Here is a 12303-nt window from a genome sequence, read left to right as displayed (position 1 = left end):
GTCGAATATCGCACTGCGATCGTCACGCAGATCGAGGCCCTGGCTGCCGAGGATCCCGCCAAGGCGCAGTGGAAGCAGGTGACGAGCACGCTCGACGAGTTGTTCGCCCGCTGGCAGAAGCACCAGCAAGAAGGCCCGCGTCTTCCGCGTGCCGAGGCGAACGAACTCTGGAAGCGGTTCCGCGACGCACGCACGATCATCGAGCAGCACCGCAAAGCCTTCTTCTCCGAACTCGACACCGCGCACCGCGATGCTCGAACCAAGAAGCAGCAGCTCGTCACCGCCGCCGAAGCGCTGGCCGAGAAGGGTGCCGATGGCGTCAACGCCTATCGCGACCTGCTCGACGATTGGAAGAAGGCGGGCCGCGCGGGTAAGCGCTACGACGACTCGTTGTGGGAGAAGTTCAAGGCCGCCGGCGACGTTCTCTACGGCGCGCGCAGCGAGATCGTCGCCAAAGACGACGAAGAATTCGCTGGCAACCTGCAGCTGAAGCTCGAACTGTTGACCGAAGCCGAGCCCCTGCTGGCCGAGACCGACCGCACGAAGGCCAAGGAGTCGCTGACCAGCATCCAGCGTCGCTGGGACGAGGTCGGCAAGGTTCCTCGTGACCAGGTGAAGCCCATCGAAGATCGACTGCGCAAGGTCGAGGCGGCGGTTCGCAAGCTCGACGAAGACTTCTGGCAGCGAAACAATCCCGAGAAGAAGGCACGCGCAGAGGGCCTGGCCGGGCAGCTGCACGATGCCATCGAGAAGCTCGAGGCCGAGATCGCCCAGGCGAAGGCCGCCGGAGACACCCGCGCGGCGAAAGAGCTGCAAGAATCTCTGGATGCCCGTAAGGTCTGGCTCGACGCGCTCGGTTGATCGCACCGGGCGGGCGCACTGGCCCTGTTTCGGACTGGCCCTGTCGCACCGGCCTGTCACGCCGGCCCTGACTCGCAGTTCTCCACAGATCTCGCCACGTCGCGTCGGCGTGCCCGGCAGGCGACCACACTGGGCGCATGACACGCCTCGACTCCGTTCTGACCGAAGACGATCTTCCGTTGGGCGAGCTGTGGGCAGCCTGTCGCGACGGAGAACTCGTTCCGCTGTCGTCTTCGGCATTCACTTTCGCCGATCTGCCGCAGACTCCAGCAATGCGGGCACACGCCGTGGCACGGGTCATGGCACGGCGCATGATCATCGAACGCCACAGTGCCGCCTGGGTTCACGGTGCGCTCGTCACACCCCCGCGCCTGCACACGATCGCCGTCCGCTACGCCCAGCGCTCCAGCGCCTCGCGCGATCTGGCCACCGTGCGCGAGGTGGTCGTTCGCCCCGATGACACGACGACGATCGCGGGGATCGAGATCACAACACCCCTGCGCACGGCCGTCGACCTCGCCCGAGACCGCGGTTTCGTGCGGTCGAGGGATTCGCCCGTGCTGTCGAGGCTGCTCGATTCCTCAGGGCTTCCCGAGTGTCGTGAGTACCTCGACGCGGCCCGCAACCTGCCGCACAAAGCGCTGGCGCTTCGCCGCATCACCGACGCGCTGTTAGACGAGGCGGTGGCGCGGCGCGCCTTCGATTCCGCCCGACCGGGTTCGAGGGACGAGCCGCATCAACCGTCGCTGACTCGATACACGTCGTAGACGGCGTCGATGCGGCGCACGGCGTTCAGAACTCGATCGAGATGTGTGGTGTCACCCATCTCGAACACGAAGCGGCTGATGGCGAGGCGATCGCTCGATGTGTTGACGGTGGCCGAGAGAATGTTCACGTGGTGCTCCGAGAGCACGCGGGTCACGTCGGAAAGCAGCCCGGAGCGGTCGAGCGCCTCTACCTGGATCTGCACGAGGAACAGGCTCTTCGACGAGGGTGCCCATTCCACATCGATCATGCGTTCCGGCTCGGTGAGCAACGATGCCACGTTGTGGCAGTCGGCCTGGTGCACCGAGACGCCGGAGCCGCGGGTGACGAATCCCACGATCTTGTCACCGGGAACGGGCGTGGAGCACTTCGCCAGTTTGACGAGGATGTCGGGGGCGCCTCGAACGAGCACGCCCGAATCGCTCAGCTTGTTTCGACGCCGACCGTGCACCACGACGTCGACGTCGGAGTCCTCACTGATCGCCTCGTTCTGCAGGCCGGAGAGCACCTTCTCGATGACGGACTGTGTCGAGACGTGGCCTTCGCCGATGGCGGCGTAGAGACCCGAGACGCTGTCGTAGCGCATCTGCGAGGCGACCTCTGCGAAGGAGTCCTGGCTCATCAGCTTCTGCAACGGAAGGTTCTGTTTGCGCATGGCCCGCGCTATGGCGTCTTTGCCCTGCTCGATCGCCTCGTCGCGTCGCTCCTTGGTGAACCACTGGCGGATCTTATTGCGGGCACGCGGACTCTGCACGAAGGCGAGCCAGTCCTGGCTCGGCCCGGAATCGGGATTCTTCGAGGTGAAGACCTCAACGGAGTCTCCGCTGTTGAGCGTGGATTCGAGGGGGACGAGGCGGCCGTTGACCTTGGCGCCCATGGTGCGGTGGCCCACCTCCGTATGCACCGCGTAGGCGAAGTCGACCGGCGTCGCGCCCGCGGGAAGTCCGATGACCTTGCCCTTCGGCGTGAAGACATAGACCTCCTTGGCCCCGATCTCGAAGCGCAGCGAATCGAGGAACTCGCCCGGGTCGACGGTCTCCGCCTGCCAGTCCGAGATGCGGGCCAGCCATGCCATGTCGTTGTCGGCGCCCTGGTCGACCTGGGTCGACCGTCCGCCGTTCACCCTCTCCTTGTACTTCCAGTGCGCCGCCACGCCGTATTCCGCCTGGCGGTGCATCTCGTGGGTTCGGATCTGGATCTCGACGGCACGGCCGTCTGGACCGATGACCGTCGTATGCAGCGACTGGTAGAGATTGAACTTGGGTGTTGCGATGTAATCCTTGAAGCGCCCGGGGATCGGATTCCAGCGCGCGTGGATCGACCCGAGAACCGCGTAGCAGTCGCGGAGCGAATTGACGAGAACCCGGATGCCCACCAGGTCGTAGATTTCATCGAAGTCGCGACCTCGCAGAATCATCTTCTGGTAGATCGAGTAGTACTGCTTGGGCCGGCCGACGACTTTGCCGCGAATCTTCGAGCTCTTGAGGTCGTCGTTGACCGAGTCGATGACCTGCTGCACGTAGGCTTCGCGCTGGGGTGTGCGCTGGCGCACCAAGTTCTCGATCTCTACGTACAGCTTGGGATACAGAACAGCGAAGCTCAGGTCTTCGAGCTCCCATTTGATCGTCTGGATTCCGAGCCGATGCGCCAGCGGCGCGTAGATCTCGAGTGTCTCCTTCGCCTTGCGCTCGGCGGATGCCGCCGGCACGAATCCCCAGGTGCGGGCGTTGTGCAGGCGGTCGGCCAGCTTGATGATCAAGACGCGGATGTCCCTGGACATCGCCACGATCATCTTGCGCACCGTCTCGGCCTGGGCGCTGTCGCCGTACTTCACCTTGTCGAGTTTGGTGACCCCGTCGACGAGCATCGCGACCTCGTCGCCGAAGTCGGCGCGCAACTCATCGAGCGAATAGTCCGTGTCTTCGACCGTGTCGTGAAGCAGAGCCGCCGCGACTGTCTTCGATCCGATGCCGAGATCGGCTAGAATCTGGGCGACCGCCACGGGATGCGTGATGTACGGTTCGCCGCTTCGCCGCTTCTGGCCGTCGTGGGCCCGTTCGGCCACGGCGTATGCCCGTTCTATGACGGTGAGGTCTGCCTTCGGGTGATTCAGGCGTACGGTGCGCATCAGCGCGTCGACGGCACCCGTCGGCTGGGCCCGCGAGAAGATGCGGGGAACCAGACGGCGCAGGCTGGCGTTCGACGTCGTCGTGCTGTCCGTCATAGTGGGGCCTCCGCCCTCAATTATCCCCCGCGCCAGGCACTACCGAGAACCAGCGGTTACGCCGTCGGCTGACCCTCGATGACGGCGTCGGCAACCCGTGCGCCGGCCGAAGCGCGAGCACGCTCGGCGATGGTGCGTTCGTTCTGCTTCGAGATCTTCGGCTCGCGTTCTCTCATCTGAGCGTAGAGGGGGGCCGCGACGAAGATCGTGGAGTACGTTCCGACGAGGATGCCGACCAGGAGCGCAAGCGAGATGTCACGCAACGTGTCTGCGCCGAGCACGAATGCTCCGATGAAGAGGATGGCCGCGACGGGCAGGGCTGCAACCACGGCCGTGTTGATGGACCGCACGAGGGTCTGGTTGACGGCGAGGTTCACCGCCTCGCCGAACGTGAGGTGCGAGTCCTTGCCCAGGCGAGCGGTGTTCTCTCGCACCTTGTCGAACACCACGACGGTGTCGTAGAGCGAATAGCCGAGAATCGTCAGGAATCCGATGACGGCTGCCGGAGTGATCTCGAAACCGGTCGCGGCGTAGACTCCGGCTGTGAGCACGAGGTCGTGGAGAAGGGCGAGCATGGCGGCTGCAGACATCTTCCAGGTGCGGAAGTAGATCGCCATGGCTATACCGGCAAGAATCAGGAACACCACGAGGCCGCGGATGGCCTGGCCGGTCACGTCGGATCCCCATGACGCCCCGATGAACGATGCGGTGATCTCGGATTCGGGAATGTCGTACGCCTTGGCCAGGGCCGTGCGCACCTCGTCGGTCTCGTCGGTCGTCAGCTGGTCGGTCTGCACGCGCAGGCCCGAGACGCCCAGGGTCGACACGCGGGCGACGGCCTGGGGCACGACCGACGCGACGGCTTCTTCAGCGGCCGACTGCGGCGTGTCTGCCACCTCGCTCACGACGAACTGCGATCCGCCGCGGAACTCGATGCCGAAGTTGAATCCTCCCTTGATGAGTGGGATGGCAACCGAGGCGATCATCAGCACGATGGCGATCGTGTACCAGACGCGGCGGTGCTTGATGAAATCGAAGGATCGCTTGCCCGTGTAGAGGTCGTTTCCGAACTGCGCGAAACTGGCCATCAGGAGTCCTTCCGGTCTTTCGTGATATCGGCGGGTTTGTCGACCGTGAGTTGGGCTGCTTTACGCTCTGCGATGGTCTGCCTGAGCGCCGCCTCGCGACCCGCTCCGGCCTTCTTGCTGGCGACAGAGTCGGTGGGTTTGCGGAACTCCGCGCGGCCTCGGTAGATGGCTCCGAGAGCCGTCGGGTCGAGGCCGGATGCCTTGTGGCCGCTCGAGAAGAACCTGGTCGTTGCGAGCAGGCGCAGCACGGGATGCGTGAAGAGGATGACGACCAGCACGTCGATCACCGTCGTGACTCCCAGCGTGAGAGCGAACCCGCGCACGTTGCCGACGGCGAGCACGTAGAGTACGACGGCCGACAGGAGGTTGACCGCCTTGGCCGCGTAGATCGTGCGCTTGGCGCGGCGCCAGCCCGCCTCGACGGCGGACGCGAGGCCCTTGCCGTCTCGGAGTTCGTCTCGGATTCGTTCGAAGTACACGATGAACGAATCGGCCGTGAATCCGATCGCCACGATGAGGCCCGCGACTCCCGCCAGCGAGAGGCGGAAGTCGATGCGCCAGGACATGAGCGCGATCACGAGGTAGGTCATGATTGCGGCGACGACGAGCGAGGCGACGGTGACGAGTCCGAGGGTGCGGTACTGGAAGAGCGAATAGATGACCACGAGGATCAATCCGATGAGGCCGGCGATCAGTCCGCTGAGCAGCTGTGACGAACCGAGAGTGGCCGAGACGGAGTCGTTGCTCTGCACGGTGAATCCGATGGGAAGTGCACCGAACTTGAGCTGGTCGGCGAGTGACTTCGCCGTGTCCTGGGAAAACGAACCGGAGATCTGGGGGCGTCCGTCGGTGATGACGGCGTTGGTCGTGGGGGCCGAGATGACGCGCCCGTCGAGCACGATTGCGAACTGGTTCTGCACACCTGTCAGCGCGTTGAGGCGCGTGGTCACCTGCGCGAACTTGTCGGTGCCCTCGCCGTTGAAGACGATGTTGACAACCCACTGGCCCGTGGACGCGCCGTTCTGGGTGGTGGCGACGCCGCTCGTGGCGTCCGAGATCATCTCGCCGGTCACCTCGACTGGTCCGAGGATGTATTTCGCGCTGCCATCCTCACACGCCAGCAGCGGCTTGTCGGCCGGAGCCTGCCCGGCATCCTGCGACTCGGCCCCGTCGCAGGTGAAGTTGGCGAACTCGTCTTGCAGCGCGGGCGTGATCCAGTTCAGGTCGCTCGCGTTCGTCGGCGCGACGGTCGGCGTGTCCGACAGGCCTTCGGCGGGCGTCGCCGTCGGCGTGATGGCCGCCGTAGGTGCGGCGTCGGCCGCCAGAACCGGACGGAACTCGAGCTTCGCCGAGGACTCGATGCGGTTCAGCGTGTCTTGGTCGGGCGTGCCCGGGATCGAGACGACGATGTTCTGCCCGCCCTGGGTGCTGATCTCCGCCTCGGACACACCGGAGGCGTCGACACGCTGGCGGATGATCGAGACGGCTTGCGAAAGCTGTTCACCGCTGACCTGCTGGCCGCTCTCGAGCTTCGGCGCGAGGATGATCTGCGTGCCGCCCTCGAGGTCGAGACCCAGTTTGAGCCCCCAGCTGGCGCCGGGTGCATTGAGCAGGACGCCTCCGGCGATCGTTCCTGCGAGGATTGCGAGGATCACGACGAGCCAGATCAGCGTTCGCCACGCCTGCTTGACTGCGGTAAGAGTTGATGCCACCGGCGAACTCAGCTTTCTTTAGCGCACGCCCGAAGCCTCGACGAGGAGGTCGGGAGAGTGCGCGAGGGTAGGGAGGAGAAGGACTACTCGTCGACTTTGTCGGTCTTCGCGGGCGTGGTCGGCGCTGCCGGGGCCACCGGAGCAGGGTCGACGGCCTGAACCCCGTGGGTCTCCTCGACTCGCTCGCCGAAAGCCGGCTCGACGGCCACTGCGGCGACGTCGTCATCGTCTGCCGCGACATCCGTGTCGTGATCGTCGATGACGCGGGTGACCACCTGGCGGTGCACCGTGAGAACCGTGCCGGGCGACGTCTCGAGCCGAACCTTATTGGTCTCGTCGTCGATGTCGAGGATCGTTCCGAAGACGCCGAAGTTGGTCATGACGTCTGCGCCGACCTGCACCTTCTGCTGCAGCTCCGCAGCCTCGCGCTGGCGCTTGCGGCTGTTGCGGAACATGAAGAACACGAGGATGGCCAGTACCGCGAGCATGCCTATGGTGAGGGGATCAAAAGCCATGAAAAAGTCGAGCCTTCCAGCAATGGGGGGTGATTGTGGGCTTCATACTAGTGACGCCGCCTGAAGACGGGCCTATGGGCCACAGTGAATTATAGGTCATCGTCGAAGAGGGAATCGTGAGGACGCCCTATTCCCAGGTGCCGCCAGCCCGCCGGAGTGGCCACCCGACCCCGCGGGGTGCGTGTGATCAGGCCTACCCGCACGAGGAACGGCTCCACGACGCTCTCGATGGTCTCAGCCTCCTCGCCCACTGAGACGGCGAGGGTGCTGAGCCCGACCGGCCCTCCGTTGAAGCGGGTGATCAGGATGTTCATGACGGCCCGGTCGAGACGGTCGAGTCCCAGGACGTCGACGTCGTAGAGCTCCAGTGCCGCGTCGACGATCGCCGTGCTCGCCCGCCCGCCGTGCACGAGGGCGTAGTCGCGCACGCGCCGGAGGAGCCGGTTGGCGATGCGCGGCGTTCCCCGGGATCGCTGTGCGATCTCGACGAGGGCCGCCTCATCGATCGAGAGCTCGATCAGCGCGGCCGCTCGGCGCAGCACGTGCACGAGCTCTTCGGTCGAATAGAACTCGAGGTGCGCCGTGAATCCGAAACGGTCACGAAGCGGGTTCGGAAGCAACCCCGACCTCGTGGTCGCTCCCACGAGCGTGAAAGGCGCGAGGTCGAGTGGAATAGACGTGGCGCCCGCGCCCTTGCCCACCATGATGTCGATGCGAAAGTCCTCCATCGCCAGGTACAGCATCTCTTCCGCCGTGCGAGCCATGCGATGGATCTCGTCGACGAAGAGCACCTCCCCCGGCACCAGCGACGACAGGACGGCGGCGAGGTCGCCCGCGTGCTGGATGGCGGGACCGCTGGTGAGCCGAAGCGGACGATCGCTCTCGTGCGCCACGATCATGGCAAGGGTCGTCTTGCCGAGGCCGGGAGGGCCCGCGAGCAGAATGTGGTCTGGGGTTCGATTCTGAATGCCGGCGGCCTCGATGAGGAGCTGCAACTGCCCACGAACCCTCGCCTGACCTACGAATTCGGCCAGGCTCTTGGGCCGGAGCGCACCCTCGAACGCGATCTCTCCCTCGGAGAGCGGTTCGGGATTGACGATCGGGCTCGCGTCGCGGGGAAGCGCCGGATCGGAGGGCGTCATCGCGATCCGCCTGGATTACGAGGCCCGAGCTCGGTCAGTGCGAGCCGCAGCAGCGCCTGCACCGACGCCGCCTCGTCGTCGGCGGCGTGCAGAAGCACGGCATCCAACCCGGCCTCGGCGGCCTTGTCGTTCCAGCCCAGGCCCACGAGCGCGGCCATTACGTCGTCGCGCACGGTCGTCTCGATCTTCTTGCCCACGGTCGGCGCCGCGGCGTAGACGGCCACCTTGCCCGCCAGCGAGAGCACGATGAGCTTGGCGGTCTTCGGCCCGATGCCGGAGACCTTGCGGAAGACGGCGTCGTCCTCCTGAGCGACCGCGATCGCTATCTGGGTCGGCGAGAGCTCGGCGAGCACTCCCATAGCCGACTTGGGACCCACGCCGGTGACGCCGGTGAGAAGAGTGAAGAGATCGAGCGAATCGTGGTCGACGAAGCCGAACAGCGACAGCGAGTCCTCTCTCACGATCAGGCTCGTCACGACGGATGCCTCGTGCCCCACGCGCAACGACAGCGTGTGGGCCGGGGTCAGCGTCACATCGTATCCCACTCCCCCGACCTCGACGACAGCAGACGTACCACTCACCCGGAGCACGGTTCCTCGAAGGGCAGAAATCACCGTGTCAGCCTACGGGGAGAGCCCGCCGCTTTTTCTGCGGCGCGCCACGCCTGCTGCGCACGGGTCATTCCCGAAGCGGATGCCGCACCCGCGGGCAGCACGGCGCTCCTCGTGGCGGGCGAGCGCCAGGCGTGGCAGATGGCCAGGGCCAGCGCGTCGGCCGCGTCGGCCGGCTTGGGAATCTCGACGAGGCCCAGGATCTTCGCGACCATCGTTCCGACCTGCTTCTTCTCGGCCTGCCCGTAGCCGGTGATCGACGCCTTGACCTCGGTGGGAGTGTGCAGGCTCACGGGGATTTTGTGGCGCGCCGCTGCGAGAAGGGCGATGCCGCTGACCTGTGCGGTGCCCATCACGGTGCTGACATTGTGCTGGGCGAACACCCGCTCGATCGCGATGTTCTCGGGTCGGTGCTCGCTGATCAGCTCGTCGAGGCCGAGCGCTATGGCGAGGAGTCGCTGGTCGAGCTCCATCGTCGGCGGGGTGCGCACGACGGTGACGGCGACGAGTGTCGCCACCCTGTTCGCCGTGACATCGACGACGCCCACTCCGCAGCGTGTGAGCCCTGGGTCGATTCCGAGAACGCGCACGTCGGGGTGGGCCCTACTCCTCGTCGGTGTCGAGTTCGGAGCGGACCTCGTCGCTGAGGTCGAAATTGCTGTAGACGTTCTGCACGTCGTCGCTGTCTTCGAGAGCGTCGATCAGTTTGAAGACCTTGCGGGCGGCCTCGGCATCGATGTCGACCTTGAGCGACGCGACGAACTCCACGTCGGCGGAGTCGTACTCGATGCCGGCTGTCTGCAAGGCTTCGCGGTTGGCGACGAGTTCTGCCGGGTCTGTGACGATCTCGTACTGGGCGCCATGGTCGATGACTTCTTCGGCGCCTGCGTCGAGCACAGCGAGCAGCACGTCGTCTTCGGTGACGCCGTCGGCGTGGGGCACGGCGATGACGCCTTTGCGGGCGAAGTTGTAGGCGACGCTCCCGGGGTCGGCCATGGCGCCGCCGTTGCGGCTCATGGCGGTTCTCACCTCGGCAGCAGCGCGGTTGCGGTTCTCTGTGAGGCACTCGATGAGCAGGGCGACACCGTTCGGGCCGTAGCCCTCGTACATGATCGTCTGGTAGTCGACCGACTCGCCGGTGAGCCCTGCACCGCGCTTGACGGCGCGGTTGATGTTATCGATCGGAACCGATGTCTTCTTGGCCTTCTGAATGGCGTCGACGAGGGTCGGGTTGCCGCTGACGTCGGCTCCGCCGAGTTTCGCCGCGACCTCGATGTTCTTGATCAGCTTGGCGAACGACTTCGCTCGGCGCTGGTCTTTGACGGCCTTTTGGTGCTTGGTGGTCGCCCACTTGGAATGCCCGGACACTGTTCTGCTCCCTGCGTGCTCTGTTCGATCACCGACCAGTCTAGGCGAGGGCCGTCTACTCCCTTCGGAGAACCGCCGTCCGTGCCGGCCGCACGCCGAAGGCTCGGAGCTCGAGGAGCGCGAGTGCCAGGACGGCATCGCGATCGTTGCGTCGCCACCCGGCCGCCGCATCCGGATGCGCCGCCAGAATCTCGGGAATGCGCCGCGAAACCAGCGCGCGACACGCGAGGAGATCCAGACCCCCGGGCGACGTGGATGCCGCCCGTACCCACGCCGATTCGCGCGCGAACCGGATGCGGGGAATGAGCCAGACAAGGAGAATCGCGGTGATGGGAAGCACCGCGACGGCGAGGCCTGTCGCGACGGCGAGCTGTTCGATCGCACGCTGTTGTGCGGCACCGACCTCCTGCAGGGTCATGCCCGCACTGGATGCCTCGTCGAACGGGCCGCGGATGCTCGAGCCGATCACGGGCACCTCGCCCAGCCGCACGCTGATCTCGCTCATTGTCGACGTGAAGCTGGAGCCGGCATCCGTCAGACGGGCTCCGACCACCTGCAGTGCCATGATCGCGCCGTGCACGGCGGCGCCCAGCACGGCGAAGCCGACGATGCCGAGCACCGCTCCGAAGTCGGCGATGAGTCGACGTACTCGTAGGCCGACGAAGTTCGAGGAGGAATTCATCTGACCATCCTGTCGATGAATGACGGCGATCGCCTTCAGCCGCGCGAGCGCGCCCTCTCGTCGTGCACTTTCTTGAGGAAGTACTCGTGGAATCGCGCGTCGCCCGTGACTTCTGGATGAAACGCGGTTCCCAGCAGATTCCGCGACTCCACGGCGACGACACGACCGTCGTCGAGTCGCGCAAGCACCGCGACCGAATCACCGACGGACTCGACGACGGGGGCGCGGATGAAGACGGCGTGCACGGGCACGACACCGAGCTCGGGAATCGCCAGTTCGGTCTCGAAGGAATCGAGTTGATTGCCGAACGCGTTGCGCCTCACCGAGATCGCGAGCCCGCCCAGGGTGCGCTGGCTGTCGATCGCATCGAGCACGGTGTCGGCCAGCATGATGAGGCCGGCGCAGGTGCCGTACACGGGAAGACCGGCCGCGATGGCGGCTCGAAGGGGCTCCGCGATCCCGAAGGCCCGCGAGAGCTTGTCCATCACGCTCGATTCGCCACCCGGAATCACCAACCCGTCGAGGTCGGCGATCTCGTTTGGGCGGCGTACCGGCACGGCCTCCGCCCCGAGGGAGTTCAGAACGCCCAGATGCTCTCGAAAGTCGCCCTGCAGGGCGAGAACACCGACGCGCGGGGCGGCGAGGAGGTTACCAGCCACGCTCGGCGAGGCGGTGCGGAGCCGCGACGTCGGATACGTTGATGCCGACCATGGCTTCGCCGAGCCCGCGAGAGACCTCTGCGACGACCGACGGGTCGTCGAAGAACGTCGTCGCCTTGACGATCGCCGCGGCGCGCTCTGCCGGGTTGCCCGATTTGAAGATTCCCGAACCCACGAACACGCCGTCGGCCCCGAGCTGCATCATCATTGCGGCGTCGGCCGGAGTGGCCACGCCACCGGCTGTGAACAGAACAACGGGAAGCGTGCCCGTCTCGGCTATCTCGACCACCAGGTCATAGGGCGCCTGCAGCTCTTTCGCCGCAACGAAGAGTTCGTCTTTCGACATCGACGACAGCGCCGCGATCTCGGACCTGATCTTTCGGATGTGCTTCGTGGCTTCGGAGACGTCGCCCGTTCCGGCTTCACCTTTGGACCGGATCATGGCCGCGCCCTCGTTGATGCGGCGCAGGGCCTCACCGAGGTTGGTGGCGCCGCACACGAAGGGAACCTGGAACCTCCACTTGTCGATGTGGTTGACGTAGTCGGCCGGACTCAGCACCTCGGACTCGTCGATGTAGTCGACGCCGAGCACCTGGAGCACCTGCGCCTCGACGAAGTGGCCGATGCGCGCCTTCGCCATGACAGGAATGGAGACGGCACCGATGATGCCGTCGAT

13 protein-coding genes are annotated in these 12303 nt (G+C 65.6%); 2 read left to right on the top strand and 11 right to left on the bottom strand.

Annotated features, from left to right (window positions below):
- Together ACE5CZ_RS08015 and ACE5CZ_RS08010 are read left to right on the top strand one after the other, a co-directional pair.
- Positions 1-861, top strand: an 861-nt coding sequence (locus ACE5CZ_RS08015) for a DUF349 domain-containing protein (RefSeq protein WP_374946804.1), incomplete at its 5' end; no start/stop codon positions are given.
- A 137-nt stretch (positions 862-998) separates the two neighbouring features.
- Positions 999-1628 (top strand): type IV toxin-antitoxin system AbiEi family antitoxin, encoded by a 630-nt coding sequence (locus ACE5CZ_RS08010; protein WP_374946803.1) that lies wholly within the window; start codon positions 999-1001, stop codon positions 1626-1628.
- Here the strand turns inward: ACE5CZ_RS08010 and ACE5CZ_RS08005 are convergent.
- From ACE5CZ_RS08005 to pdxS, 11 genes are all read right to left on the bottom strand, one after another.
- A complete protein-coding gene (locus tag ACE5CZ_RS08005; RefSeq protein WP_374946802.1) occupies positions 1598-3850 on the bottom strand; it encodes a RelA/SpoT family protein in 2253 nt (750 codons plus the stop codon). The two genes, ACE5CZ_RS08010 and ACE5CZ_RS08005, sit on opposite strands and share 31 nt — an antisense overlap.
- A gap of 56 nt (positions 3851-3906) precedes the next feature.
- Positions 3907-4938 (bottom strand): protein translocase subunit SecF, encoded by a 1032-nt coding sequence (gene secF, locus ACE5CZ_RS08000; RefSeq protein ID WP_374946801.1) that lies wholly within the window; start codon positions 4936-4938, stop codon positions 3907-3909.
- Complete coding sequence (secD, locus tag ACE5CZ_RS07995; RefSeq protein WP_374946800.1) at positions 4938-6650, bottom strand: protein translocase subunit SecD; 1713 nt, start codon at positions 6648-6650, stop codon at positions 4938-4940. Before secD ends, secF begins: the two co-directional genes overlap by 1 nt.
- Before the next feature lie 83 nt (positions 6651-6733).
- Positions 6734-7165 carry a preprotein translocase subunit YajC gene (gene yajC / locus ACE5CZ_RS07990; RefSeq protein WP_374946799.1) on the bottom strand — a complete coding sequence of 144 codons (432 nt, stop codon included), beginning with the start codon at positions 7163-7165 and terminating at the stop codon, positions 6734-6736.
- Between the two features lie 89 nt (positions 7166-7254).
- Positions 7255-8307, bottom strand: coding sequence for a Holliday junction branch migration DNA helicase RuvB (gene ruvB / locus ACE5CZ_RS07985; RefSeq protein ID WP_374946798.1), 1053 nt, complete (start codon positions 8305-8307; stop codon positions 7255-7257).
- Positions 8304-8921 (bottom strand): Holliday junction branch migration protein RuvA, encoded by a 618-nt coding sequence (gene ruvA / locus ACE5CZ_RS07980; RefSeq protein ID WP_374946797.1) that lies wholly within the window; start codon positions 8919-8921, stop codon positions 8304-8306. The genes ruvB and ruvA overlap by 4 nt, the downstream gene beginning before the upstream one ends.
- The gene (gene ruvC, locus ACE5CZ_RS07975; protein WP_374946796.1) at positions 8918-9508 is read right to left on the bottom strand and encodes a crossover junction endodeoxyribonuclease RuvC; all 591 of its coding nucleotides are present in this window, start codon (positions 9506-9508) and stop codon (positions 8918-8920) included. The genes ruvA and ruvC overlap by 4 nt, the downstream gene beginning before the upstream one ends.
- Before the next feature lie 13 nt (positions 9509-9521).
- Positions 9522-10286, bottom strand: a complete 765-nt coding sequence (locus ACE5CZ_RS07970) for a YebC/PmpR family DNA-binding transcriptional regulator (RefSeq protein WP_374946795.1) — start codon at positions 10284-10286, stop codon at positions 9522-9524.
- 55 nt (positions 10287-10341) lie between these two features.
- A complete protein-coding gene (locus ACE5CZ_RS07965) occupies positions 10342-10968 on the bottom strand; it encodes a hypothetical protein (RefSeq protein WP_374946794.1) in 627 nt (208 codons plus the stop codon).
- 35 nt (positions 10969-11003) lie between these two features.
- The gene (gene pdxT / locus ACE5CZ_RS07960; protein ID WP_374946793.1) at positions 11004-11627 is read right to left on the bottom strand and encodes a pyridoxal 5'-phosphate synthase glutaminase subunit PdxT; all 624 of its coding nucleotides are present in this window, start codon (positions 11625-11627) and stop codon (positions 11004-11006) included.
- Positions 11617-12303: pyridoxal 5'-phosphate synthase lyase subunit PdxS (pdxS, locus tag ACE5CZ_RS07955; protein WP_374946792.1), on the bottom strand; the 687-nt coding region annotated here is incomplete at its 5' end. The genes pdxS and pdxT, both read right to left, overlap by 11 nt.

The organism is Agreia sp. (genome assembly GCF_964263775.1).
Classification (GTDB): Bacteria; Actinomycetota; Actinomycetes; order Actinomycetales; family Microbacteriaceae; genus Agreia.
The sequence above is the reverse complement of the archived record's forward strand: the minus strand, read 5'-3'. Positions and strand labels throughout refer to the sequence as shown.

Excerpts from the sequence above, each read along its gene's own strand:
- yajC (WP_374946799.1), bottom strand. The coding sequence starts at position 7,165 with ATGGCTTTTGATCCCCTCACCATAGGCATGCTCGCGGTACTGGCCATC.
- secF (WP_374946801.1), bottom strand. The coding sequence starts at position 4,938 with ATGGCCAGTTTCGCGCAGTTCGGAAACGACCTCTACACGGGCAAGCGA.
- ACE5CZ_RS08010 (WP_374946803.1), top strand. The coding sequence starts at position 999 with ATGACACGCCTCGACTCCGTTCTGACCGAAGACGATCTTCCGTTGGGC.
- ACE5CZ_RS08005 (WP_374946802.1), bottom strand. The coding sequence starts at position 3,850 with ATGACGGACAGCACGACGACGTCGAACGCCAGCCTGCGCCGTCTGGTT.
- ACE5CZ_RS07965 (WP_374946794.1), bottom strand. The coding sequence starts at position 10,968 with ATGAATTCCTCCTCGAACTTCGTCGGCCTACGAGTACGTCGACTCATC.
- ruvB (WP_374946798.1), bottom strand. The coding sequence starts at position 8,307 with ATGACGCCCTCCGATCCGGCGCTTCCCCGCGACGCGAGCCCGATCGTC.